At 66.8% G+C, this 23,099-nt stretch carries 22 protein-coding genes; 11 read left to right on the top strand and 11 right to left on the bottom strand.

What is annotated here, in order from left to right; all coding sequences use genetic code 11:
- Nucleotides 1-149: 149 nt before the first annotated feature.
- The 3 genes from AB4Y67_RS01985 to AB4Y67_RS01995 all read right to left on the bottom strand — a co-directional run bounded on the left by AB4Y67_RS01985 (nucleotide 150) and on the right by AB4Y67_RS01995 (nucleotide 4,320).
- Complete coding sequence (locus AB4Y67_RS01985) at nucleotides 150-1,316, bottom strand: MFS transporter (RefSeq protein ID WP_441404130.1); 1,167 nt, start codon at nucleotides 1,314-1,316, stop codon at nucleotides 150-152.
- Nucleotides 1,317-1,485: 169 nt separating this feature from the next.
- The gene (locus AB4Y67_RS01990; RefSeq protein ID WP_441404131.1) at nucleotides 1,486-3,687 is read right to left on the bottom strand and encodes an elongation factor G-like protein EF-G2; all 2,202 of its coding nucleotides are present in this window, start codon (nucleotides 3,685-3,687) and stop codon (nucleotides 1,486-1,488) included.
- Nucleotides 3,688-3,843: 156 nt separating this feature from the next.
- Entirely contained in the window at nucleotides 3,844-4,320 is a 477-nt protein-coding gene (locus tag AB4Y67_RS01995; protein ID WP_441404132.1) for a VOC family protein, read from the bottom strand.
- A gap of 152 nt (nucleotides 4,321-4,472) precedes the next feature.
- Between AB4Y67_RS01995 and AB4Y67_RS02000 the strand changes: the two genes are divergently transcribed.
- From AB4Y67_RS02000 to AB4Y67_RS02010, 3 genes are all read left to right on the top strand, one after another.
- Nucleotides 4,473-5,108 carry a LysE family translocator gene (locus tag AB4Y67_RS02000; protein ID WP_441404133.1) on the top strand — a complete coding sequence of 212 codons (636 nt, stop codon included), beginning with the start codon at nucleotides 4,473-4,475 and terminating at the stop codon, nucleotides 5,106-5,108.
- 37 nt (nucleotides 5,109-5,145) lie between these two features.
- The gene (locus AB4Y67_RS02005) at nucleotides 5,146-5,598 is read left to right on the top strand and encodes a DUF3054 domain-containing protein (RefSeq protein WP_441404134.1); all 453 of its coding nucleotides are present in this window, start codon (nucleotides 5,146-5,148) and stop codon (nucleotides 5,596-5,598) included.
- Between the two features lie 99 nt (nucleotides 5,599-5,697).
- Nucleotides 5,698-5,979, top strand: a complete 282-nt coding sequence (locus AB4Y67_RS02010; RefSeq protein ID WP_224046551.1) for an Lrp/AsnC family transcriptional regulator — start codon at nucleotides 5,698-5,700, stop codon at nucleotides 5,977-5,979.
- Nucleotides 5,980-6,043: 64 nt separating this feature from the next.
- Here AB4Y67_RS02010 and trpD read toward each other — a convergent pair whose 3' ends face one another.
- Nucleotides 6,044-7,102 carry an anthranilate phosphoribosyltransferase gene (trpD, locus tag AB4Y67_RS02015; protein WP_441404135.1) on the bottom strand — a complete coding sequence of 353 codons (1,059 nt, stop codon included), beginning with the start codon at nucleotides 7,100-7,102 and terminating at the stop codon, nucleotides 6,044-6,046.
- Between the two features lie 112 nt (nucleotides 7,103-7,214).
- Between trpD and ctaE the strand changes: the two genes are divergently transcribed.
- From ctaE to qcrB, 4 genes are all read left to right on the top strand, one after another.
- Nucleotides 7,215-7,889, top strand: a complete 675-nt coding sequence (ctaE, locus tag AB4Y67_RS02020; protein ID WP_441404136.1) for an aa3-type cytochrome oxidase subunit III — start codon at nucleotides 7,215-7,217, stop codon at nucleotides 7,887-7,889.
- An 86-nt stretch (nucleotides 7,890-7,975) separates the two neighbouring features.
- The gene (gene qcrC, locus AB4Y67_RS02025; protein WP_441404137.1) at nucleotides 7,976-8,761 is read left to right on the top strand and encodes a cytochrome bc1 complex diheme cytochrome c subunit; all 786 of its coding nucleotides are present in this window, start codon (nucleotides 7,976-7,978) and stop codon (nucleotides 8,759-8,761) included.
- 101 nt (nucleotides 8,762-8,862) lie between these two features.
- Complete coding sequence (gene qcrA, locus AB4Y67_RS02030; RefSeq protein WP_441404138.1) at nucleotides 8,863-9,933, top strand: cytochrome bc1 complex Rieske iron-sulfur subunit; 1,071 nt, start codon at nucleotides 8,863-8,865, stop codon at nucleotides 9,931-9,933.
- Nucleotides 9,911-11,590, top strand: coding sequence for a cytochrome bc1 complex cytochrome b subunit (gene qcrB, locus AB4Y67_RS02035; protein WP_441404139.1), 1,680 nt, complete (start codon nucleotides 9,911-9,913; stop codon nucleotides 11,588-11,590). The genes qcrA and qcrB overlap by 23 nt, the downstream gene beginning before the upstream one ends.
- Before the next feature lie 135 nt (nucleotides 11,591-11,725).
- Here qcrB and AB4Y67_RS02040 read toward each other — a convergent pair whose 3' ends face one another.
- Nucleotides 11,726-12,493 carry a GntR family transcriptional regulator gene (locus AB4Y67_RS02040; protein WP_441404325.1) on the bottom strand — a complete coding sequence of 256 codons (768 nt, stop codon included), beginning with the start codon at nucleotides 12,491-12,493 and terminating at the stop codon, nucleotides 11,726-11,728.
- Nucleotides 12,494-12,682: 189 nt separating this feature from the next.
- Between AB4Y67_RS02040 and AB4Y67_RS02045 the strand changes: the two genes are divergently transcribed.
- Entirely contained in the window at nucleotides 12,683-12,976 is a 294-nt protein-coding gene (locus AB4Y67_RS02045) for an HPr family phosphocarrier protein (RefSeq protein ID WP_441404140.1), read from the top strand.
- Between the two features lie 204 nt (nucleotides 12,977-13,180).
- Here AB4Y67_RS02045 and AB4Y67_RS02050 read toward each other — a convergent pair whose 3' ends face one another.
- The 5 genes from AB4Y67_RS02050 to AB4Y67_RS02070 form a co-directional block, all read right to left on the bottom strand.
- Nucleotides 13,181-13,582, bottom strand: a complete 402-nt coding sequence (locus tag AB4Y67_RS02050) for a cytochrome c oxidase subunit 4 (RefSeq protein ID WP_441404141.1) — start codon at nucleotides 13,580-13,582, stop codon at nucleotides 13,181-13,183.
- Nucleotides 13,582-15,303, bottom strand: coding sequence for an aa3-type cytochrome oxidase subunit I (ctaD, locus tag AB4Y67_RS02055; RefSeq protein ID WP_441404142.1), 1,722 nt, complete (start codon nucleotides 15,301-15,303; stop codon nucleotides 13,582-13,584). The genes AB4Y67_RS02050 and ctaD overlap by 1 nt, the downstream gene beginning before the upstream one ends.
- 12 nt (nucleotides 15,304-15,315) lie before the next feature.
- Complete coding sequence (gene ctaC / locus AB4Y67_RS02060) at nucleotides 15,316-16,188, bottom strand: aa3-type cytochrome oxidase subunit II (RefSeq protein WP_441404143.1); 873 nt, start codon at nucleotides 16,186-16,188, stop codon at nucleotides 15,316-15,318.
- Nucleotides 16,189-16,387: 199 nt separating this feature from the next.
- Complete coding sequence (locus tag AB4Y67_RS02065) at nucleotides 16,388-16,777, bottom strand: HesB/IscA family protein (protein WP_441404144.1); 390 nt, start codon at nucleotides 16,775-16,777, stop codon at nucleotides 16,388-16,390.
- A gap of 174 nt (nucleotides 16,778-16,951) precedes the next feature.
- Nucleotides 16,952-18,382, bottom strand: a complete 1,431-nt coding sequence (locus AB4Y67_RS02070; RefSeq protein WP_441404145.1) for a dipeptidase — start codon at nucleotides 18,380-18,382, stop codon at nucleotides 16,952-16,954.
- Nucleotides 18,383-18,495: 113 nt separating this feature from the next.
- Here AB4Y67_RS02070 and AB4Y67_RS02075 point away from each other — a divergent pair, with 113 nt between their 5' ends.
- Nucleotides 18,496-19,092 carry a DUF3043 domain-containing protein gene (locus AB4Y67_RS02075; RefSeq protein ID WP_441404146.1) on the top strand — a complete coding sequence of 199 codons (597 nt, stop codon included), beginning with the start codon at nucleotides 18,496-18,498 and terminating at the stop codon, nucleotides 19,090-19,092.
- Between the two features lie 106 nt (nucleotides 19,093-19,198).
- Here AB4Y67_RS02075 and AB4Y67_RS02080 read toward each other — a convergent pair whose 3' ends face one another.
- Entirely contained in the window at nucleotides 19,199-20,272 is a 1,074-nt protein-coding gene (locus AB4Y67_RS02080; protein ID WP_441404147.1) for a quinone-dependent dihydroorotate dehydrogenase, read from the bottom strand.
- Between the two features lie 67 nt (nucleotides 20,273-20,339).
- Between AB4Y67_RS02080 and AB4Y67_RS02085 the strand changes: the two genes are divergently transcribed.
- Both AB4Y67_RS02085 and AB4Y67_RS02090 read left to right on the top strand, forming a co-directional pair.
- Complete coding sequence (locus AB4Y67_RS02085) at nucleotides 20,340-22,037, top strand: FAD-binding dehydrogenase (RefSeq protein ID WP_441404148.1); 1,698 nt, start codon at nucleotides 20,340-20,342, stop codon at nucleotides 22,035-22,037.
- A 9-nt stretch (nucleotides 22,038-22,046) separates the two neighbouring features.
- The gene (locus AB4Y67_RS02090; RefSeq protein WP_441404149.1) at nucleotides 22,047-23,060 is read left to right on the top strand and encodes an alpha/beta fold hydrolase; all 1,014 of its coding nucleotides are present in this window, start codon (nucleotides 22,047-22,049) and stop codon (nucleotides 23,058-23,060) included.
- The last annotated feature ends 39 nt before the right edge of the window (nucleotides 23,061-23,099 follow it).

Below are 23,099 nucleotides of genomic sequence, written 5' to 3' on the forward strand. Positions count from 1 at the left end.
TTTAGAAGGTAAACCTAACCTAACTCAAATGGAGAATGCCGAGCCGGTGCCCGCGCTGGCCGGATCCGCGGCGGTTCCACCCGTCGGCGTCGTTTCTGCCCGGGACGGTTTCATGCGGTAATGCGCCTCCGCCGCCGGTGCCGGCCGCGCTAGCCGCTTTGCACAACCGGGCGGTCACGCACACCTAGTTTCGTAAGGGCGCATGGTCCCAGGACGGAACCGCTGGCGATGATGCCGGCGAAGATCAGGCACGACAGCTGCCACGATCCCCCCTCGTACAGCAGGCCCGCCAGCAGCGCACCGGCAGCAGCACCCAACATCTCGGAGGTGGTCAGGAGGCTCATTCCGCGTCCGACCCGGTGCCCGTTCGCCTCGGCGACGACGGCCCGCTGGATCGGCAGCAACATCGCCCAGGCGGCGCTCGTCAGAACCCACAGCGCGGCGATCACGAGGGGACTGGGAGTGAACGCGAGTCCGGCCGCAGTCAGGGCCGACGCGACGGACGCGATGACATAGCCGGTCCGCCTGCCGCGGCGTTCGACGAACCGGTGCAGCACGCGCGGCATGGCCGTGAGCACCACACCGCCGGGCAGGTAGATAAGGGCAATCTGGTAGACCTCGAGCCCAAGCTCCCTTTGCAGGTGGAGCAGCAGTAGCAGCGACACGCCGGCCTCGGCCACGGCGGTCACCAGCGCTACGAACAGCAACGGGGCGAGGCGCCGTCCATCGCCCCGGATCCCGCCCGGCGGCTGTTCCTGCGGCGGCGGCAGGAACTTTGGCACGCGGACCAGCAGGACCGCCGCGGCCGTACAGGCAACGGCGAGGAGCCCGAAGACTCCGCCGAAGCCGACCAGCGGCAGCAGGACCATGGCTGGAATCCAGAAGAACCACGATCCGAGCGCTTCGGAGGACAGCAGTCCGGCCAGGGAGCCCGAGTCACGCTCGAGGTCCTCGGCCGCGATCGCCCGGACGGCGATCCAAAAGAACGCCCCGCCCGCGCCTCCCACGACGGCGGCGGCGAAGGCGAGCGGAAGAGATGTCGCGAGGGCGTAACCAAGGCAGCTCACCGCGTACAGCAGCGCACCGGCCGCCGCCACAGTCGTTCGCACCCGAGTGTCGACCAGCCACCCCGAAACCGGACGTGCAATCACCGAAATGACGAGTTCGACGGCGACGAGCGCGCCGATCGCGCTGGGCGCCAGGCCGAGCTCGATGCCGCCCCACAACGGGATCAGGAAATCCAGGATTTCCGCCGACCCTCCGATCAGGGTCGCGGCGGTGCCCGCGGCCCGCCGCCGGTTCGGTTGTATGCGCATTCGCCGATCCTAGGGGAAGAACTGCGAATAGCGTCGTGCTTCGGTCCGCCGGCCGCGTCCCATCACCCGCCGGGACAACAGCCGCCGGGACAACGGGCGCCAAGGCGCTGACGCAGGTTCGCGGCGGCAGGAATCGCGGCGGTGGATACGGAACCGCAGGAATCTTTAGTCAGTCTCTCGCCGCCGCACGGGCGGCTGCCGGCGGCACGGGTTCGTGGCGCAAATAGTTCCGGCTGAACCGGCCGCTTCCCGCGGTCAGGGCGCGCAGCTCGATGGCGTACCGCAGAAGCTCCTGGTCCGGAACTTCGGCGCTGATTTCTGTCAGGTCTCCCCCGGCGGACGTGGTTCCGGTCAGGCGCGCCCGGCGCGACGACAGATCGCTCATCACCGCGCCCACGTGCTCATCCGAAACGCTGATGGTCGCGGCCGAGACGGGTTCCAGCAGCTGGATCCGGCCGGCCGCGGCGGCTTCCCGCAAGGCCAGCGCCCCGGCGGCCTGGAAGGCCGCATCCGAGGAATCCACACTGTGCGTCTTGCCGCCGATCAGGGTCACCCGGATGTCCACCACCGGGAAGCCCGCGGATACCCCTTTCTGCATCTGCGCCCGCACGCCCTTCTCCACCGAGGTGACGAAGGGCCCCGGAATCACCCCGCCGACGGTCTTGTCCACGAATTCGAAGCCGGCCCCACGATCCAGCGGTTCAACCTCGATGTCGCAGACGGCGTATTGTCCGTGGCCGCCGGACTGCTTGACGTGCCGGCCGTGGCCTGTAGCGGAAGCAGCAAACGTCTCGCGCAGCGGGGTGACAACATCCACGGTCTGCAGGTTGACGCCCTGCTCGCGCAGCCTGCCCAGAACCACGTCCGCGTGCGCCTCGCCCATGCACCAGAGGATCAGCTGGTGCGTCTCGGCGTTACGTTGCACCCGGAGCGCCGGATCTCCGGCCGCCACCTTACCCAGGCTCCGGGCCAGGACATCCTCATCACCGTGGGAAGCCGCCTCGATGGCAACCGGCAGCAGCGGCTCCGGCATCTCCCACGGCTGGATCAGCAGCGGAAAATCCCTGGCCGAAACGGTATCCCCGGTCTCGGCAGGCCCGAGTTTCGTCAGGGCGCAGATGTCCCCCGCCACGCTGTACGGCACCGGCCGCAGGCTCGACCCCAGCGGCGAATACAGATGGGAGATGCGCTCATCGCTGTCGTGATCGGCATGGCCCCGGTCCGCCAGGCCGTGCCCGGCCACGTGGACGGCCGTGTCCTCGCGCAGCGTGCCGGAAAAGAGGCGGACCAGGCAGACACGGCCCAGGAACGGGTCGGTGGTGGTGCGCACCACCTCGCCAAGCAGCGGCCCCGAGGGGTCGCAGTCCGGTGTGGCCGCGGGGCTGCCGTCAAGCAGGGTCACCGCCGGCCGTGCATGTTCGGTGGGCGGGGGGAAAGCCCCCGTCACTACCTCCAGCAGTTCGGCCAGGCCGAGGCCGGTCTCGGCAGACGTGGCGATCACCGGATGGAACGACCCCCGCGCGACGGCCGTCTCCAGATCAGTGACCAGGACCTCCTGCGGTATTTCCTCGCCGCCAAGGTACCGGTCCATCAGCGACTCGTCCTCGCTTTCGGCGATAATCCCTTCGATCAGCGCGCCCCGCGCCGCCTCCGCGGCGACACGTTCGACGTCGTCCGTGTTCCGGTACGCGGGCAGAGCATTGCCGGCCGGCTGTTCCGACACGGTGCCCGAGAGCAGGCCCAACAGTCCAGTGACCTCCGCCTCCTTGGTGACCGGCAGGTAGAGCGGGAGCACCGCGTCGCCGAAGGCCTTCTGGCACCGCTCCAGGGCGGCATCAAAGTCCGCGCGGGGATGGTCCAGCCGGCTGATCACCACCGCCCGCGGCACCCCGGCGCGCTGGCACTCCCCCCACAGGGCTGTCGTGGCAGAGTCAATGGCGTCCACCGCCGAGACAACAAACAACGCCGCGTCCGCCGCGCGTAGCCCGGCCCGCAGTTCGCCAACGAAATCCGGGTACCCCGGCGTGTCGAGGAGGTTGACCTTGATGCCGCCGGCCATGACGGGCACCACGGAGAGGGCGACGGAGCGTTGCTGGTGGATTGCCGCAGGCTCCGAGTCACCGACGGTGGTGCCTTCGGTGATCGAGCCCTTCCGTGAAATCGCACCGGTGGCGGCGAGCAGCGCCTCTGCCAGCAGCGTCTTTCCGGCTCCTGAGCGGCCAACCAGCGCCACGTTCCGGACCTGCGCCGGCTGTTCGGGCGGCAGCGCATCGGAGGAGTCGGACCGCCGGAGCTCGGACGTGCCGCGGGCGGCGGCCTTCGCCGGTACCTTCGCGTCCTTCGCCGGTACCTTCGCGTCCTTCGCAGGCATGGGACCCTCCTGGTCTACACCGCCGGCCGGCCGGGCCGCCGGCATCCGTTCAACATAGGGCTGTCTATATGGATTGGACACCCTGCGGCGATCTGACGGCAAGATGCAAAGCCGGCCCCCGCCGAATCGGCGGAAGAATCCGCGCCCGGTCCCGGCTCAGCTTCCGTCGTAGGCCCGCTGAAGTGCCGCGATGTCGAGCTTCTGCATACCCAGCATGGCCTGCATGGCGCGCTGCGAACCCTCCGGGTCCGGGCCGCCGATCAGCCCGCCCAGCGCGGACGGGACCACCTGCCATGAGACCCCGTACCTGTCCTTGAGCCACCCGCACTGGCTTTCGGTGCCGCCCGCGCCCAGTGCGGCCCAGTAGCGGTCCACTTCCTCCTGGGAAGAGCAGTCGACGACGAAGGAGACCGACTCGTTGAACGTGAAGGCGGGTCCCCCGTTCAACGCGGTAAACGTCCGGCCGTCGATTTCGAAGCGGACGGTGATTGCCTGGCCTGCCGGGCCCGGACCGCCCTCACCGTAGCGGGAAACATCGAGCACCTTTCCGCCGTCGAAGACGGAGACGTAGAAGTCGGCGGCTTCCTCCGCCTGGTTGTCGAACCACAGGCAGGTGGTGATCTTCTCGGCCACGTCGCGTCCTCTTTCTATTGGCCCGTGCCGCTACGCGGGTCTCAGGGGGACTGTCCGGCGGCATTGCGGGGGTGCTGGCCCGAGCCTAGTCCGGCGGGCTATCGGGCACAACGGCTCCCCCGCCGCGGCCTCGGGCGCCGTTATCATGGCGTATGACCATCGCCGACGCCCTCCTGCAGTTCGCCCTCGTGGCTGCCTTGCTAACTCTTGTCCCGGGTATGGATACCGTGCTGGTGCTGCGCACGGCCATCAGCCGCGGACACGCCCCGGCTTTCGCCACCGCGGCGGGCATCTGCGCAGGGACCGTGGCCTGGGGGATGGCGGCCGCCATCGGCGCATCGGCCCTGCTGGCCGCCTCGGAAACGGCGTTTACGGTACTCAAACTCGCCGGCGCCGGCTACATGGCCTGGTTGGGAATTTCCATGCTGGTCAAGAGCCTCCGCCCGGGGACAGCGCCCGCGGCCGTGGAGCCGGGCACGGCTTCGGGCGCTGTCCGGACAGACTGGCTCACCGGCCTGACCACCAGCCTGCTGAACCCCAAGGTCGGTGTCTTCTACATGGCGATGATTCCGCAGTTCATGCCGGCGGACGCACCTGCCCTGCTCATGGGAACGCTCCTGCCCCTGGTCCACAATGCCGAGGCGATGGTCTGGTTCGCGGTCATCATTCTCGCCACCCACCACGCCCGGCGCTGGCTGCAGTCGCCCACGGCCGGCAAGGTGACGGACCGTATCGCCGGCGTCGTCCTGATCGGCTTCGCGGCGAGGATCGCGACGACGAAAGCCTGACCTGCGGTCGCCGGCCCGGCCCGGCTAGGCTTGGAGCATGCCTTCTTCCACGCCGCCGCTCCCCCGCCCCGCCGCGACCGGATCGGCTCCGGCGTCGGCGCCTGTGTCGGTGTCTCGACGAACTGCCGTGTGGGCCGCCTGCGCCGATGCCGCCCTGATTCTGATCTTCGCTGCGATCGGCCGCGACGCCCACCAGCGCGGGGACATCATCACCGGCGTATTTTCCACGGCCTGGCCGTTCCTCGCTGGCGCGGCGGTCTCCTGGCTGGCCCTGCGGATCTGGCGTGCACCCTTGGCGCTCTGGCCGTCCGGCGTCGGCGTCTGGCTCGGAACAGTCACAGTGGGCATGCTGCTGCGTGCCGTCACCGGGCAGACGGTGGTCCTGCCATTCGTGATCGTGGCCCTCCTCAGCCTGGGGCTCTTCCTGCTGGGATATCGCCTTGTGGCCGCGGTCATCCGGCGGCGCAACACACGCCGCGGCGCGGCCTAATGGACTAGGCTTGCAGGGACATGGCCAAGGCCCCCGGGAGTCCCGGCAGGGCGCTTTCACCGGCCGGCAACGGCGCAACAGATCCGGAAAGGTTCACACGTGGTCACCGCTTTCGTCCTGATTAAGACAGACGCTTCCCGCATCCCGGAGACCGCCGAAGAGATCTCCGCCATCCAGGGGATCAGCGAGGTCTACTCCGTCACCGGCGAATGGGATCTCATTGCGATTGCCCGGGTCCAGAAGCATGAGGATCTGGCGGACGCCATCGCGGACAAGCTCTCGAAGGTCCCCGGCGTTGTGCACACCACCACTCAAATCGCGTTCCGCGCCTATTCACAGCACGACCTCGACGCGGCGTTCGCCCTCGGCTTCGAACAGTAGGGCGCGGCACCTAACCCGGCACGGCCGCTCCCGGCCGGCAGATGCCAGCGGCGCAGGGCAGGCTTCAGCTGCGCGAGAGCGCGACCCAGCGGTCCAGAACGGCGGCGGCGGCACCCGATTCGATTGACTCTTCCGCCCGCCGGAACGCGGCGGTCATCCGCTCGCTGAACGGACCGACGGAATCCAGGTCGAACGCCACGAGGCCGGCAGCGGCGTTCAGGAGGGCGGCATCGCGCGCGGCACCGCGGCCGCCGGCGAGAACAGAACGCACGACGGCCGCATTGGCCGCGGCGTCGCCGCCGCGCAGTTCCTCAAGGGTTGCCCGGCGGATGCCCAGATCGGCCGGGTCGAACATCGCTTCGCTCACCGCACCGTTCCGGATTTCCCAGACCCGGGACGGGCCGGTGGTGGTCAGTTCATCGAGCCCGTCATTCCCCCGGAACACCAGCCCGCGGCTGCCGCGCTTGGCCAGCACCCCGGCCACCAGCGGCGCCATCCGCTCATTGGCGACGCCCACCGCCGAGGCCTGGACGTGGGCGGGGTTGATCATGGGCCCCAGGAAGTTGAAGGCCGTCGGCACGCCGAGTTCACGGCGGGCGACGGCGGCATGCCGCATTGAAGGATGGAACACCTGGGCGAAGCAGAAGGTGATGCCTGCCTCTTCCGCGTTGAGGGCCACCCGCGGAATGGGAAGATCCAGCCGGACACCCAGGGCCTCCAGGACGTCGGCGGAACCGGAGGTGGAAGATGCTGCCCGGTTGCCGTGCTTAACCACCTTGGCGCCGGCCCCTGCCGCGATCAGCGCAGCCATGGTGGAAATATTGACCGTGTTCTGCTGGTCGCCGCCGGTTCCGACGATGTCCAGCTTCTGCCCTGCTATATCAATAGGGCTGGCATTCGCGATCATCGCCTCGACCAGGCCCACGAGCTCGTCCACGGTCTCGCCCTTGGACCGCAGCGCCACCAGGAAACCGGCAACCTGGGCCGGTGTGGCCTCTCCGGACATGATCGAGTTCATCGCCCACTCGGTGTTGCCGGCGGTGAGATCCCTGCCGTTAATGAGTGCGCCGATGAGCCGCGGCCAGGTGTTGCCTGCCGCCTGTGCAGATGCCTGAGAAGTCACGTTCCGATGCTATCGAGGTACGCACCGCAATGACCAATGTGAACGGGGTCGGGAACTTTTCCGCGCGAATTCGCGTCTTTGTAGAAAAAGTCCTCCGAAAAGGCGGTTTGCGTTGGGCAGGAGGGAGTTTTATAGACATAATGTCTATGTGACATCTGCGACCCATGCCCCCAGTACCCCGGCGCACCCGACGCTGAATCGCCCGAACATGGTTTCTGTTGGAACCGTAGTCTGGCTGTCCAGTGRGTTGATGTTCTTCGCCGGTCTCTTCGCCATGTACTTCACACTCCGTTCGACTTCCGGACTGATGTGGGCCGAGGAGACAGCCAAGCTCAACTTCCCGTTTGCGCTCATCAACACGATCGTCCTCGTGGCAAGTTCCTTTACTTGCCAGATGGGCGTCTTCGCCGCTGAGCGGCTTCAGCCGCGCCGCAGCGGCGGCCGCCTCAGCTTCACCCGCTGGGGAATGAACGAATGGTTCACCCTGACCTTCATCATGGGTGCCGTCTTCGTGGCCGGCCAGACGACCGAGTACGCCATGCTCGTTTCCGAGCACGTCTCGCTCTCCTCCAACGCTTACGGTTCGGCCTTCTACATCACCACGGGCTTCCACGGCCTGCACGTTATCGGTGGCCTGGTTGCCTTCCTCCTCATCATGGGGCGGTCCTTCGCGGCGAAGAAATTCGGCCACTTCGAAGCAACCTCAGCGATTGTCACCTCGTACTACTGGCACTTCGTCGACGTCGTCTGGATCGGCCTCTTCCTGGTCATCTACGTCCTCAAGTAGCAAGACTTGACTCTTTTTCTACAAGAGGCAGAATTTCAAGAAGCGGCTCACGGAGCCCACGCACGATCGAATAAAGGAACCACCACGTGAAGGCACTCTCGCAGAAGCGACGTCACCCACTGGCAGCAATTGCACTGCTGCTGATGGGCCTCCTGGTCACTGGTGGGCTGTACGCCGTTGCCACCACTGTCAACCAGGCCAAAGCCACCACCACCTTCAGCGCCAGTGACGCAGAGGAGGGCGGCAAGCTCTTCGCGGCCAACTGCGCCACCTGCCACGGCATGGGCGCCAGCGGGACCAAAGACGGCCCCTCCCTCGTCGGCGTCGGCGCTGCCGCCGTTGACTTCCAGGTCGGCACCGGCCGCATGCCCATGCAGATGAACGCCCCGCAGGCCCCCAAGAAGCCCGCCCAGTTCAACGATGAGCAGACCCACCAGCTCTCCGCCTATGTCGCCACGCTTGGCCCCGGCCCGGCCATCCCCGAGGCACACGTCCTCGACGGCCAGGGCGACGCCGCCAACGGTGGCGAACTGTTCCGCGTGAACTGCGCCATGTGCCACAACGCGGCCGCTGCCGGCGGTGCGCTGACCCGGGGCAAGTTCGCTCCGGCTCTGGGCGACGTGTCCAGCAAGCACATCTACGAAGCGATGGTCACCGGCCCGCAGAACATGCCGGTCTTCAGCGACGCCAACGTCGGCCCCGAGGGCAAGCGCGACATCATCACGTTCCTGAAGCAGATCGAGGCCAACGGTTCACCCGGCGGCGCGGACCTGGGTTCCCTGGGCCCGGTCTCTGAAGGCCTGTTCGTCTGGATTGCCGGTCTGGGCGTCATCATCGCCTTCACCATCTGGCTAACGTCCCGGACGTCCTAGCCCACTGTTTGCACCTGTAAGAATTTTCTGCTGGCCTGTCAGCAGTTTGAATTGAAAGCTAACCCGGCACTTGCCGGGACGAGAGAGGGATGAGGCGAATTATGGGCAACCATAGTGACGGCAGTCCGAACCACTCGGGCACCGTAGCTACGGCTGGTCAGAATGAGGTGGAGAAGTTCCAGGATCCTGGAATTCCCCCGCATCGTTTGCGCCTGGCTGACACGGACCCGAAGGCCGCAAAGCGAGCAGAACGGCAGGTAGCCCTTCTTTTCGGGAGCTCGGTCGTTGGCACCCTGATCTTCCTGGTGGCGTACTTCGCCATCGATCTGGGAGATGACACCGCCATCGCAACCATCCGGCTGCAGAACGCGCTGCTGGGCATCGGCACCGCCTTTGCCATGCTGGGCATCGGCACCGGAATCGTGCACTGGGCCAAGGCCCTCATGCCGGACCATGAGGTCTCGGAAGAGCGTCATGCCATCCGCACCGAGGACGACCGCCTGGCTGCTGTCCGGATTGTCGACGACATCGTCGAGGAAACCGGCATCAAGCGCCGCCCGCTGATCCGCAACACCCTCCTGGGCGCCGTGGCGCTGGCTCCGCTGCCGGCCCTCGCGGTGTTCGGTGACCTGGGTCCGCGTCCTGACAACGCTCTGGCGCACACCATGTGGGCACCCCAGGACGGCAAGCTCAAGCGGCTCACCCGTGACCCTGACGGCACCCCCATCAAGGCCGCCGACGTGACCATCGGCTCCGCTTTCCACGTCATCCCGGAAGGCCTGAACGAGCTCCACGAAGGCAAGCTGAATGAGAAGGCCAAAGCCGTTGTCCTGCTCATGCGCCTGAACCCGGACGAGCTCCATCCCTCTCCGGGCCGCGCGGACTGGGCCTACAACGGCATTGTTGCCTACTCCAAGATCTGCACCCACGTTGGTTGCCCTGTTGCCCTGTACGAGCAGCAGACCCACCACCTGCTGTGCCCGTGCCACCAGTCGACCTTCGACCTCACGCAGGAATGCAAGGTTATCTTTGGCCCGGCCAGCCGGCCCCTCCCCCAGCTGCCTATCGCGGTTGACTCCGAGGGCTACCTGGTCGCCACCAGCGACTTCCATGAACCCGTCGGACCTAGCTATTGGGAGCGTGAGCAGCATGTCCTCATCCCAAACAAGTGATGCCCCCACCTTCGTCGCCAAGACCACAGGCGGCCGCATCACCAACTTCGTTGACGAGCGCGTCGGCGGGTCAGGGATGCTGCGTGAATTTGGCCGCAAGGTCTTCCCGGACCACTGGTCGTTCATGTTCGGCGAAGTTGCCCTGTACTCCTTCGTAATCCTGCTGCTCTCCGGCACCTTCCTGACGTTCTTCTTCGATCCCTCGATGGCGGAGACGCACTACCAGGGTTCTTACACTCCGCTGAAGAACGTCGAAATGTCGGTGGCGTACAGCTCTTCGCTGAACATCTCCTTCGATGTCCGCGGCGGCCTGTTTATGCGCCAGGTCCACCACTGGTCCGCGCTGCTCTTCGTGGCCTCGGTGTCCGTGCACATGTTGCGCGTGTTCTTCACCGGCGCCTTCCGCAAGCCGCGCGAAATGAACTGGGTGGTGGGCGGCGTGCTGCTCATCCTCTCGATGGCTGCCGGCTTCACCGGCTACTCCCTCCCCGATGACCTGCTCTCCGGCAACGGCCTGCGCATCATCGACGGCGTCATCAAGTCCATTCCCGTGGTCGGAACGTACATCTCGTTCTTCCTCTTCGGCGGAGAATTCCCCGGCACGGTCATCATCGGCCGCCTGTACATGCTCCACATCCTGCTGGTTCCGGCCCTCATCCTCCTGATGATCGTCATGCACCTCTTTATGGTGGTCGTGCACAAGCACACCCAGTACCCCGGCCCGGGACGCAACGACGGCAACGTCGTCGGCTACCCCCTTGGCCCGGTCTACGCTGCGAAGGCAGGCGGCTTCTTCTTCATCGTGTTCGGTGTCATTGCCCTCATGGCGGGCTTCTTCACCATCAACCCGATCTGGAACTACGGCCCGTACGACCCCTCCCCCGTCTCGGCAGGAACCCAGCCTGACTGGTACATCGGCTTCGTTGACGGCGCCCTGCGCCTCATGCCGGGCATCATCGGCGACTGGCGGGTTGAACAGATCTGGTTCGGCCACGTGTTCACGTTCAACGTCCTGCTGCCGGCCCTGGTGCCTGCAGGCATCATCTTCACCGTGCTGTTCACCTACCCGTGGATTGAACGCTGGATCACCAAGGACAACCGCGAGCACCACGTCCTCGACCGTCCGCGGAACGCTCCCACTCGTACCGCCATCGGCATGGCCGGCTTTGTCTGGTACTGCGTGATGTGGGCTGCGGCAGGTTCGGACCTCATTGCCACGCACTTCCACGTGTCACTGAACGACGTCACCTACTGGCTGCGTGCACTGTTCTTCGTCGGACCGGTCATCGCCTTCATTGTCACGAAGCGTGTGGCCCTGGCCCTCCAGCGCAAGGACCGCGAGATTGCCCTGCACGGCCGCGAAACCGGCCGCATCGTGCGGCTTCCGCACGGCGAGTTCATCGAGGTCCACGCACCGCTGGACGAGTACAAGCGGTACAAGCTGGTCGGCTTCGAGTCGCCGTCGCCGCTTCCGGCGGAGCCGAACGCCAACGGCGTCGTCGACAACAAGGAGAAGCGCCGCGCGTTCCTCTCGAAGTGGTTCTTTGAGGACCGGGTTGCCCCGGCAACGCCCGCGGAGCTCGCGGCGGCCCACGGCCATCACGGCGACCACGAGGCCATCGAGTCTGGCGAATCGCAGAAGACGCTCAGCCACTAACCGGCTGCAGTGAACACCAGAAAAGGCCCGGTCCATCAGGACTGGGCCTTTTCTGCATCCCGCCACAAACAACGCGGGGTCACTCCTCGTCCATAGTCCCCGTCGGGATGGGCCCGGAGTGACCCCGCCTTGCCCTTACGGGCGGTACCCCGAGGCGTAGTTCCGGGTGGGGCGGACGCCGGGACGCTGCAGGGGCACCCACAGCTTGTACCGGTCAGCCCGGTAATAGGACACCGAGTAGTCCACCATGGCCCGCGCCACGAAGGCGTGGCGCTGGATCTTCAGGAGCGGCGACCCCACTTCAACGTTGAGCAGGCGGGCCGTCGACGGCGAGGCAGCCGTCGCCTCGATCATGTCCTCGCCCCACTCCATCACCAGGCCGAAGCGTTCGCTCAGGACGTTGTAGAGCGATGTTGGCGGTTCGCCGTCGAGCAGGCCGGGTACACGGTGCGCCGGGATAAAGTTCTCGTCCACGCTCATGGGTTCGTTGTCTGCCAGCAGGAGGCGGCGGAACCGCACGAGGGGCGTCCCCTCCTCCAGCTGGAGTTCCCGGGCCAGGAAGGCGCTGGCACCGATCTGCTCGAAGCTGAGGACCTTCGCGGCAGGAACCATGCCGCGGCGCTGCATTTCCTCGCTGTAGGAGGTCAGCTTCACCTGAAGGTCCAGTTTGGGTTTGCGCACAAACGTGCCAAGGCCCACCACCCGCTCGATGACTTCCTCCCCGACGAGGGCATCGATGGCCTGGCGCACTGTCATCCGGGCCAGGCCGAACCGTTCGGCGAGATCCCGCTCCGAGGGCAGCGCCGATCCCGGCGGGCAGGCGCTCACAATGTGGGCCCTGATGATTTCCCTCAGCTGGATGTAGATGGGCGTACCGTTTTGCCGGTCAATTTCGCCGGCCATGCGTGCTGCGTCAGAGGCGGCCACTGTGCCGCCTTCCGGAATGAGTCATACGTCAAGGTTAAGCCACCCGGGGCACAGGTCTAGACCACCTTGGCGTCGCGGTTCGCCCGGGACCGCGCCCGCCGCTAGGCTTGAATGCGCCGGTCTCACCCCGGCACAAGAAACCCGTAAAGAGACAAGGGAGCCCCGTTGCCAGTTCGGAACGCAATCGTCCAGGCCGCCATCGGACTGCACGCACGGCCTGCGGCGCTGTTCGTCCGGGCTGTGCATGAGACCGGGCTGCCCGTGACCATCAGCAAGGACGGCAGGCCCGCCGTGGACGCCCGCTCCCTGCTGGAAGTCATGACCGAGGACTTCCATTTCGGCTGTCTGGTGGAACTGGCCGTGGCCCCGGACGCCGTCCCGGAGCGGTACAGCCCTGACGACGTCGAGAAGGCCCTCGAGGGGCTCAGCAACCTGCTGGAGTCAGCCCGGTCCCGCTGAGGGCCGTGAGGCCCTCCCAGGGCGCACTACGGGCACTGGAACGGCGCCCGCCCTTGTCCATGCCGGGGCGCTCCCGTAAGAGGGCCACTCCCCCACGGACGGCTCCACAACGGTGGACGACAAGGCAACAAAACAACGACGGAGGGCCCCACCAGAAGGTGGGGCCCGCCGTCGTAAATGACTTTGTGCGTGTCCTGACGGACGTTAGTGCGCGTGGTCTCCGCGGCTGTATTCGTACACCCAGCCGACCAGGGCGACGAGCGCGAGGCCGGCGGCGATGTAGACAATCCAGAAGCCAATGGCCATGCCCAGGAATCCGGCGGCGCTGGCCAGGCCGAGGACCAGTGGCCACCAGCTCCAGGGGCTGAAGTGGCCCTGCTCGCCGGCGCCCTCGTGGATCTCCGCATCGCTGCGGTCCTCGGGACGCATCCCGACGCGCTTGCCGGTGAAGGCGAGGTAGGCGCCGATCATGCCGGCGAGGCCGCCGACCAGGAGCACCCCGAGGATGCCGACCCACTCGGACCAGTGGGTCAGGAAGCCGTAGATGACAGCCACCGGCACGAAGAAGAAGACTCCGAGCCCAAAAATCCTTGATTCGATCTTCACTACGGGTTGTCCTTCTGGTCGGCGTTACCGAGGGCTTCTGCGGCCGGGGCAGGAGAATCGACGGTGTATGTCTGGGAAAGTTCGGGGTGGTGCAGGTCCAGGGCAGGACGCTCCGAACGGATCCGCGGCAGCGAAGTGAAGTTGTGACGCGGCGGCGGGCACGAGGTTGCCCACTCGAGGGAAGCACCGAAGCCCCAGGGGTCATCCACTTCAACCCGTTCGTTGCTGCGCCACGTGATGTAGACGTTCCAGAAGAACGGGATCAGCGAGGCGCCCAGCAGGAACGACGCGTAGGTGGAGAACTGGTTCATCCAGGTGAAGTTGTCCTGCGGCATGTAGTCCGCGTAGCGGCGGGGCATGCCCTCGACGCCCAGCCAGTGCTGGATGAGGAACGTGCCGTGGAAGCCGAGGAACAGCATCCAGAAGTGGATCTTGCCGAGGCGTTCGTTGAGCATCTTGCCGGTCCACTTCGGCCACCAGAAGTAGAAGCCTGCGAACATCGCGAACACGACGGTTCCGAAGACCACGTAGTGGAAGTGTGCCACCACGAAGTAGGAGTCGGAGACGTGGAAGTCCAGCGGAGGGGAAGCCAGGATGATGCCGGTCAGGCCGCCGAAGAGGAACGTCGCCAGGAAGCCGATGCTCCACAGCATGGGGGTTTCAAAGGTGATGGAACCCCGCCACATGGTGCCGATCCAGTTGAAGAACTTCACACCGGTGGGAACCGCGATCAGCATCGTCATGAAGGAGAAGAACGGCAGCAGGACCGAGCCGGTGACGTACATGTGGTGGGCCCACACGGTCACGGACAGGGCAGCAATGGAGATGGTCGCGTAGACCAGGCCCTTGTAACCGAAGATCGGCTTGCGGCTGAAGACCGGGAAGATCTCCGAGACGATGCCGAAGAACGGCAGCGCGATGATGTAGACCTCGGGGTGGCCGAAGAACCAGAACAGGTGCTGCCAGAGGACGGCGCCGCCGTTCTCAGGATCGAAGATGTGGGCACCGAAGCGCCGGTCCGCGCCGAGGGCGAAGAGGGCTGCGGCCAGCGGCGGGAACGCCATCAGGACCAGGATTGCCGTCACCAGGATGTTCCAGGTGAAGATCGGCATCCGCCACATGGTCATGCCCGGGGCACGCATGCAGATGATGGTGGTGATGAAGTTGACCGCGCCAAGGATGGTGCCGAAGCCGGAGAGCGCCAGGCCGAAGACCCAGAGGTCACCGCCGACGCCGGGGCTGAACGTCGTGTTGGACAACGGCGCGTAAGCGAACCAGCCGAACGAGGCCGCACCCTGCGGGGTGATGAAGCCGGAGACCGCGATGGTGGAACCAAAGAGGAAGAACCAGAAGGCCAGCGCGTTCAGTCGCGGGAAGGCGACGTCGGGAGCACCGATCTGCAGGGGCATGATCACGTTGGCGAAGCCGGCGAACAGCGGCGTTGCGAACATCAGCAGCATCACGGTGCCGTGCATGGTGAAGAGCTGGTTGTACTGCTCTTTGGTCTGCAGGATCTGCATGCCGGGTTCGAACAGTTCGGCGCGGATCAGCAGCGCCATGACGCCGCCGAAGCAGAAGAACACGAAAGACGCGATCAGGTACATGTACCCGATGGTCTTGTGGTCGGTGGAGGTGATCCAGTTGACGACGATGCGCCCCTTGGATTTGGGTACTACGGGAGCCTCAAGGGTCCCGGAGGGCTGGGAATAGGTCGTAGCCACGTCGCGCTCCCCTTACTTGTTCTCGGTCGGGGCCGGGTTGCGGTCGTACTCTTCGCCGAGCAGGCCGGTGTTGCCGTCCTGGCGGAGCTTTTCCAGGTGCGCCTGGAATTCGGCGTCGGAAACGACCTTCACGCGGAACAGCATTTCGGAGTGGTATTCGCCGCAGAGCTCGGCGCACTTGCCGTCGTAGGTCCCCTCCTTGGTGGGGGTGAACCTGATGTAGTTGGTCTTGCCGGGGATCATGTCGCGCTTCTGCAGGAAGGCGGGGACCCAGAAGGAGTGGATGACGTCGCGGGCGTTCAGCTCGACGTCAACCGACTTGTTGACCGGGAGGTACAGGGTAGGCAGCTTTTCCTTGTCAATTGCCTCGCCGGTCAGGTGCGCCTGGACGCCAGCTTCGTGGACATCCTCGCGGATGACGTTGCCCTTTTTGTAGTTGAAGTCCCAGGCCCACTGCTTGCCGCGGACGTCGACGACGACGTCGGCCGGCTGGGAGCGGTCATCGATCGCATGCTGGTCGCGGTCGGTGAAGTAGAAGAACACCAGGACCATGAACAGCGGGATCGTCAGGTAGAAGACCTCAAGGGGCAGGTTGAAGCTGTTCTGCCGGGGGAAGCCGACGGTGCCCTTGCGGCGCCGGTAGGCGACCATGCACCAGATCATCAGGCCCCAGGTAATGACACCGACAACCAGCGCGGCAATCCATGAGTTGACCCAGAGGTCCATGATGCGGTCAGTGTGGTTGGTGGTGCCGCGTTCAGTAGGCAGCCACCCTTTCTGTACCTCTGGTGAACATCCAGTCAAAGCCAACGCGCCGGCGAGTGCCAAGCCAGTGATCGTAGTGATCTGTTTGCGTCGGCTGCCGGTTCGGTTCTGCGAACTCACAGACGGCCCTTCCTACTTGTTGCTGTCGCCCGGGCCGCAATGTAGCGGTCCGGGCACACGAAAAGTTTTACTACTCGGTGTAGAGCTTACCGCTCCCCGCGAGTTTTCGCCCACATGTCCRCGCCGTGCGTCGGGACCTTTTTGCCGGGTCCGCTCGTTATGGATCCTGCGGCACTAAGGCCGGGCAGATTGCCCGGCCTTAGTGGAAGGAATCACCGCACGCGCAGGAGCCGCCGGCATTCGGATTGTCGATCGTGAAGCCCTGCTTGGAGATGGTGTCCTCAAAGTCGATGCTGGCGCCGCTGAGGTAAGGGACGCTCATCTTGTCGACAACAACTTCAACACCGTCATAGTCGCGGACGGCGTCTCCGTCGAGGAGCCTCTCGTCGAAGTAAAGCTGGTAGATCAGGCCGGAGCAACCGCCGGGCTGCACGGCCACGCGGAGGCGCAGATCGGTGCGGCCTTCCTGCTCGAGCAGGCTGCGGACCTTGCCGGCCGCGACGTCGGTCAGGCCGACCTCGTGCGTGGCCAGTTCCTCGCCCGCCGTGGCGGTGGCTTCGGTGCTGTTTTCATTGGTTGTAGTGCTCATGGCCTACCTTCTAACGACGGTGGTGGCGGCGCCGCTGCCGCGACGCCCGCCCCTACTTATACGGTACGGGGCTATAGCTACATGCTACGTCGATCAGCCGTGTAGCTCTAACTCCTGACGTAACCGTCGCTGCAGGCTGGGTGTTCCCCGGGAAGGGCTCCCGGACCGGCCAGCCTAGCCCAGCCCCTCGACGTTCAACCGGGCCAGCATCAGGGCTTCGGCGACGATGGCATTCCGGAAGTCCCCCAGGTGCAGGGATTCGTTGGCGCTGTGCGCCCGGGAATCGGGATCCTCGACGCCGGTGACAAGGATCTGCACATCGGGGTACAGCTCGGTCAGGTCGGCGATGAACGGAATGGAGCCGCCGATGCCGGTCTCAACGGCAGGGACGCCCCAGGCCTCGCCGAGCGCCCACATCGCGACGCTGGCGGCCCGGGAGGAGGTGTCCGTGAGGTAGGCGTTGCCGCTCTCCCCCGGCGTGAAGACCACGTGGGCGCCGAACGGGGCGTTGGCTTCCACATGCTTGCGGACGGCATCCATCGCTTCGGCCGGGTCCTGGCCGGGAGCGAGCCGCATGCTGAACTTCGCCCGCGCCCGGGGCAGGAGGGTGTTCGAGGCGACGTCCACGGCGGGTGCATCGAAGCCGATGATCGACAGTGCCGGTTTGGTCCACATCCGCGAGGCGATCGTGCCCGTGCCGGCGAGCCGGACGCCGTCGAGCACGGATGCGTCGGCGCGGTATTCCTCTTCAGTGAGGTCCACGGTGGCGTCGTCCCGGCTGACCAGGCCGGCGATCGCGACGTTGCCCTCGTCGTCGTGGAGGGTGGCGATGAGCCGGGACAGCAGGGTCGGCGCGTCGAGCACGGGGCCGCCGAACATGCCGGAGTGGACGGCGTGGTCCAGGACCTTGACCTCGATGGTGCCGTCGACCAGGCCGCGGAGGCTGGTGGTGAGCGCGGGGATGCCGACCTTCCAGTTGCTGGAGTCGGCCACGACGATCACATCGGCGCGCAGCTGCTCCTTGTGTGTTTCCAGGAAAGTGCGGAACGTCGGGGAGCCTGCTTCCTCCTCGCCCTCGAAGAAGAAGGTCACGCCGAGGCCGAGGTCATCGCCCAGCACCCGGGTCACGGCCGCGTAGGCGGCGATGTGGGCCAGGATGCCGGCCTTGTCGTCGGCGGCGCCGCGCCCGTAGAGACGGCCGCCGCGTTCGACGGCGGTGAACGGTTCGGTCTCCCACAGCGCCAGGTCTCCGGTGGGCTGCACATCGTGGTGCGCGTACAGCAGGATCGTCGGCTTGCCCTCGGCGGCGGGACGGCGTGCGACGACGGCGGGGCCACCGGGCGTCCCGTCTTCCTTGTCGCAGCGCAGGATCTGGACTTCTTCGAAGCCGCTGGCACGCACGAGCCGGGCGACGGCGTCGGCGCTGGCGTTCAGCGGGGCGGGGTCGAAGCTCGGCCACGCGATGCCCGGGATGGCGACGAGCTCTTTCAACTGGGCGATCGTGGTGTCGAACGATTCGGTGACGGCTTGGCGGAGCGCCTCGGTGTCGACGATTCCGATCTGTCCGGCAGCGGTCTGCGGGTTCCCCGCGTGTGATGAAGTCATGGCCAGAACACTACCCGTGTCGCGGATCACCCTAATCCTTGAAGTCTGACACGGCGGGTCATGCGCCGTGTGGGCTGGGTCTCGCGTGCGCCGCCCCGGGGTATTCTGTAGGGGTGTTTGGACGTAAAAAGGAAGCGCCATCGGCGCAGGACATAGTTGACCAGCAGGCGGCCGGGGCAACCCGCGACACCGCCCTCGGCAAGGGCGCGCCCACGCCCAAGCGCAGCGCCCAGGTGGCTGCCCGCAAGCGGCCGCTCGTACCGGAGGACCGCAAGGCCTCCAAGGCAGCAGAGCGCGCAGCGGTCCAGGAGCAGAGGCTGAAGATGCGGCAGGCCATGGACACCGGCGACGAGAAGTTCCTGCCACTGCGGGACAAGGGACCGCAGAAGCGCTTCGCCCGCGACTATGTGGACGCCCGCTTCAGCCTCGGTGAGTACCTGATGTTCGGTGCCCTCATCTTCGTAATCGTCTCACTCCTCGTCCCGGCCTCCAGCGAGCAGATGATCTACGTCCTGGGCGGCTTCTGGGTGATGTTCCTGGCCGTCTTCGTCGACGTCTTCATCCTCTCCCGGAAGCTCCGGAAGCGCCTGACGGAGAAGTTCGGCGAGGTGGAGCGCGGCACCGTCTGGTACGGCTCCATGCGTTCGCTGCAGTTCCGCCGCCTGCGTCTCCCCAAGCCCCTCGTCAAGCGCGGCGAATACCCCGCCTGATTCCTCCGATCAACAACGAGCCCCCGGCAGCTGGACTGCCGGGGGCTTTGTTGTCCCGGGCGGTCGGGGCACGTCCCGGGGACGGGGCCCGGGCGGGGCTGGCGGATTAGCGCCGGGACGGGTGCTTCGCGAGCAGCCGGTTGATGTGGGCAGCCCAGAACGGACCTTCGTAGAGGAACGCGGTGTAGCCCTGCACGAGCGTGGCGCCGGCGTCGAGCCGTTGCTGGACGTCCTGCGCGGTTTCCACGCCGCCCACCGAGACCAGCGTCAGCTTGCCGCCGGTTGCCGCCTTCAGCCGGGCCAGCACCTCCAGCGACCGCTGTTTCAGCGGGGCGCCCGAAAGCCCGCCGGCACCGCAATCCGCCACCTTGTCCGGGGCGGCGCTGAGGCCGCTGCGGGCGATGGTGGTGTTGGTGGCGATGATTCCGTCCAGTTTCAGGTCCAGCGCGAGGCGTGCGACGTCGTCGATGTCCTCATCGCTGAGGTCCGGCGCGATCTTGACCAGCAGCGGGACGTGGCGTCCGGAAGCGGTGTCCGCCGCCTCCCCCACTGCCGTCAGCAGCGGGCGGAGCGTCTCAACATCCTGCAGCAGCCGCAGGCCGGGGGTGTTCGGGGAGCTGACATTGACCACCAGGTAGTCTGCCGCGGGTGCCAGGCTGCGGGCGCTGATGAGGTAGTCGGCCACCGCGTCTTCAAGTTCCACCACCTTGCTCTTGCCGATGTTGACCCCGATCACCGGGCGGACGCCCGGGTGGCGGCGCTGCAGGGCCGCCCGGGCGGACTTCAGCCGGGGCGCCACGGCGGCGGCACCGTCGTTGTTGAAGCCCATCCGGTTGATCACGGCCCGGTCCTCGACCAGGCGGAAGAGCCTCGGCGCGGGGTTTCCGGGCTGGGCCTGGCCGGTAATGGTCCCGACCTCCACATGGCCGAAGCCAAGTTCGGTCAGGGCCTCGATACCGTGGCCCTCCTTATCGAAGCCGGCCGCCAGGCCGAACGGTGACGGAAACGTCAGGCCGAATGCCTGGGTCTGCAATGACGCCGCCGGGGCAGTGAACTTCTGCAGCACCCTCCCGGCGCCGCAGGAGTGGATGAGCCGGATGGCTTTGAAGCCGATCTTATGGGCGCGTTCGGCGTCCATCCATGAGAAGGCCAGCCGGAAGAATGTCGGATATACGCGCATGGCTCTAGTTTTGCGGTTCCGGCGGTCCAGACCAAACCCGCACGCCCTCGGGCGCTAGCATGAAGCCATGACCAGCGACGGTGAAACCCCGACCGCGGCGTCCGTAGGGGCTGCCGTAACAGTTATCGACTCGGATGTAGTCGTTGTGGGCGCCGGGCTGGCCGGGCTCGTCGCCGCCGTCCAGGCCTACGCGGCCGACCGCCGGGTCGCTGTGCTGGAGCAGGAGCCCGAGGCCTCGGCGGGCGGCCAGGCGCATTGGTCGTTTGGCGGGCTCTTCCTCGTCAACTCCCCCGAACAGCGCCGGCTCGGGGTTAAGGACAGCGCAGGCCTTGCCTTGGCCGACTGGATGTCCTCCGCCGCCTTCGACCGGCCGGAGGACGCCCTCGCCCGGGACTGGGCCGCCGCCTACGTGAACTTCGCGGCGGGGGAAAAGCGTGCCTGGCTCGCCTCCCTTGGGGTGCGCCTGTTCCCCCTCGTGCAGTGGGCCGAACGCGGCGGCTACGGGCCCGACGGGCATGGCAACACAGTCCCGCGCTTCCACGTCGTCTGGGGCACCGGCCCCGCGCTTGTGGCCCCGTTCCTGGCGAAGCTCCGCGAGGGCGAGGCCGCGGGCCGGGTCTCATTCCACTTCCGCCACCGCGCTTCGGGCCTTGTGACTGAAGCGGGACGTGTCACGGGGGTGCAGGGCGAGATCCTCGAGCCCAGCGGCGCGGCCCGCGGCGTGGCCAGCTCACGAGTCGCCGTCGGCGGTTTTCAGGCGTCGGGTGGCGCCGTCGTGGTGACCACCGGAGGAATCGGCGGCAACCACGACACCGTCCGTCAGCAGTGGCCCGGCGGCCCGGCGCCCCGGACGATGCTCAGCGGCGTGCCCGCCTCCGTCGATGGCAGGTTCCTCGCGGCCGCCGCAGCCGCCGGCGGCCGTCTCATCAACGGAGACCGGATGTGGCATTACCCCGAGGGCATCCACAACCATTCGCCGGTGTGGCCGCAGCACGGAATCCGGATCCTGCCGGGCCCATCGTCGCTGTGGCTGGACGCCACCGGAAGCACGCTCCCCCCTCCCCTGTTCCCGGGGTTCGACTCGCTCGGGGCGCTGCGCCATATCCTCGGTACCGGTCACGAGCACTCCTGGTTCGTACTCAACAGGACCATCGCGCTCAAGGAGTTCGCCCTCTCCGGCTCGGAACAAAATCCCGACCTCACCGGCAAAGACGTCCGGCTCCTGGCATCCCGGCTGAAACCCGGCACCGACAGCCCCCTGCAACTCTTCCTGGACCGCGGGGTCGACTTCCTGCAGGCTGGCACCCCCGCCGGACTCGCTGCCAAAATGAACGCCCTCACCGGCCGGCCGTTGATTGACGCCGCCGGCCTGGACCGTCTGATCCGGTCCCGGGACCGGCAGTTCGGCAGCGGCCTGGGCAAAGACCCACAGCTCGCCGCCATCCGCGCCGCCCGGCGTTTCACCACCGACAGGATCATGCGGGTGGCGCCGCCGCAACGGATGCTGGACCCACGTCACGGCCCGCTGCTGGCCGTGCGCCTGTCCGTGCTCACGCGCAAGAGCCTGGGCGGGCTCCACACCGACCTGCAGTCCCGCGTTCTGGACGGCTCGGGGCAGCCCGTGCCGGGCCTCTTCGCCGCAGGAGAAGCCGCCGGCTTCGGCGGCGGCGGCATCCACGGCTACCGCGCGCTCGAGGGAACATTCCTCGGCGGCTGCCTGTTCTCCGGACGCTCGGCCGGCCGCGCCGCGGCGGCGGCAGTGTAGGCGCCTCCGATGGAGTGGGCACCCGACATCCTCGGCGACGATTTCGAAGCCTGCACGTTCCCTTCGGCCGGCCCCGACGGCGTCGAGCGGACGGCCACACTGGTCCGGCACGTTCCCGGCGCGCGAGTGGCTGCGGCCGGCGGAGCTGACCTTGCCGGGGGCCGGCGGAGCCGGGCCGTGCTGTTCCTGCACGGCTGGAGCGACTACTTCTTCAACGAGGAACTCGCAGAGTTCTGGGCCGGCCAGGGCTTTGCGTTCTTCGCGCTGGACATGCACAACCACGGGCGGAGCCTCCAGGCCGGCGGGCACGGCGGCTATGTTGCCGACCTGGACGATTACGACGCCGAGATCACCGGGGCGATTGGCATCATCGACTCCCTGCACCCCGGGACCGAAGACCCTCCGACAGTAGCGCTGATGGGGCATTCCACCGGTGGGCTCATAGCCGCATTGTGGGCCAGCCGGCATCCCGGGATCATCTCGCAGCTGATCCTCGATAGCCCCTGGCTGGAAATGCACGGCAGCCCGGCCGTGCGCCGCGCGGCGCGGACCATGGTGGAACCGCTCGCGCGGTTCTGGCCCGAGGCCGTCATCCGGCTGCCTGAACGTGGCTTTTACTGGCGCAGCGTCAGCAGCGCCGCGGAGGGCGAATGGACACTGGATGACAACTACCGCCCGCCGCGGGCGTTCCCCGTCCGGGCCGGCTGGCTCAGCGCGGTCCTCAGCGGGCAGTCGCGGGTGGCACGGGGACTGAACATCGACGTGCCCATCCTCGTCCTGATCTCCGGGGCCAGCGCCACCGGAATGTTCTGGAAGGAATCCATGCGCCGCACGGACGCGGTCCTCGACGTGAACACCATCGCCCTTCGCGCCCTCAGCCTCGGCCGCACCGTCACGCTGGAACGGATCGACGGCGCCCTGCACGATGTGTTCCTGTCCGCCCCGCGGGTCCGTGCCGACGCCTATGCCCGGCTGGCACGCTGGCTCCGCGCGTATGTCCTGGACGACGGCGGCACCGCCTGAGTGGGGGCTCGTTTGGCGGTCCTTCGGGGGCGGCTCCCG

The organism is Arthrobacter sp. YAF17 (genome assembly GCF_052113365.1).
Taxonomy (GTDB): domain Bacteria; phylum Actinomycetota; class Actinomycetes; order Actinomycetales; family Micrococcaceae; genus Arthrobacter.

Excerpts from the sequence above, each read along its gene's own strand:
- AB4Y67_RS02065 (WP_441404144.1), bottom strand. The coding sequence starts at position 16,777 with ATGAGCACTACAACCAATGAAAACAGCACCGAAGCCACCGCCACGGCG.
- AB4Y67_RS01985 (WP_441404130.1), bottom strand. The coding sequence starts at position 1,316 with ATGCGCATACAACCGAACCGGCGGCGGGCCGCGGGCACCGCCGCGACC.
- qcrB (WP_441404139.1), top strand. The coding sequence starts at position 9,911 with ATGTCCTCATCCCAAACAAGTGATGCCCCCACCTTCGTCGCCAAGACC.
- AB4Y67_RS01990 (WP_441404131.1), bottom strand. The coding sequence starts at position 3,687 with ATGCCTGCGAAGGACGCGAAGGTACCGGCGAAGGACGCGAAGGTACCG.
- AB4Y67_RS02080 (WP_441404147.1), bottom strand. The coding sequence starts at position 20,272 with ATGCGCGTATATCCGACATTCTTCCGGCTGGCCTTCTCATGGATGGAC.
- AB4Y67_RS02070 (WP_441404145.1), bottom strand. The coding sequence starts at position 18,382 with ATGACTTCATCACACGCGGGGAACCCGCAGACCGCTGCCGGACAGATC.
- AB4Y67_RS02000 (WP_441404133.1), top strand. The coding sequence starts at position 4,473 with ATGACCATCGCCGACGCCCTCCTGCAGTTCGCCCTCGTGGCTGCCTTG.
- AB4Y67_RS02085 (WP_441404148.1), top strand. The coding sequence starts at position 20,340 with ATGACCAGCGACGGTGAAACCCCGACCGCGGCGTCCGTAGGGGCTGCC.
- AB4Y67_RS02040 (WP_441404325.1), bottom strand. The coding sequence starts at position 12,493 with ATGGCCGGCGAAATTGACCGGCAAAACGGTACGCCCATCTACATCCAG.
- AB4Y67_RS02090 (WP_441404149.1), top strand. The coding sequence starts at position 22,047 with ATGGAGTGGGCACCCGACATCCTCGGCGACGATTTCGAAGCCTGCACG.
- AB4Y67_RS02005 (WP_441404134.1), top strand. The coding sequence starts at position 5,146 with ATGCCTTCTTCCACGCCGCCGCTCCCCCGCCCCGCCGCGACCGGATCG.
- qcrA (WP_441404138.1), top strand. The coding sequence starts at position 8,863 with ATGGGCAACCATAGTGACGGCAGTCCGAACCACTCGGGCACCGTAGCT.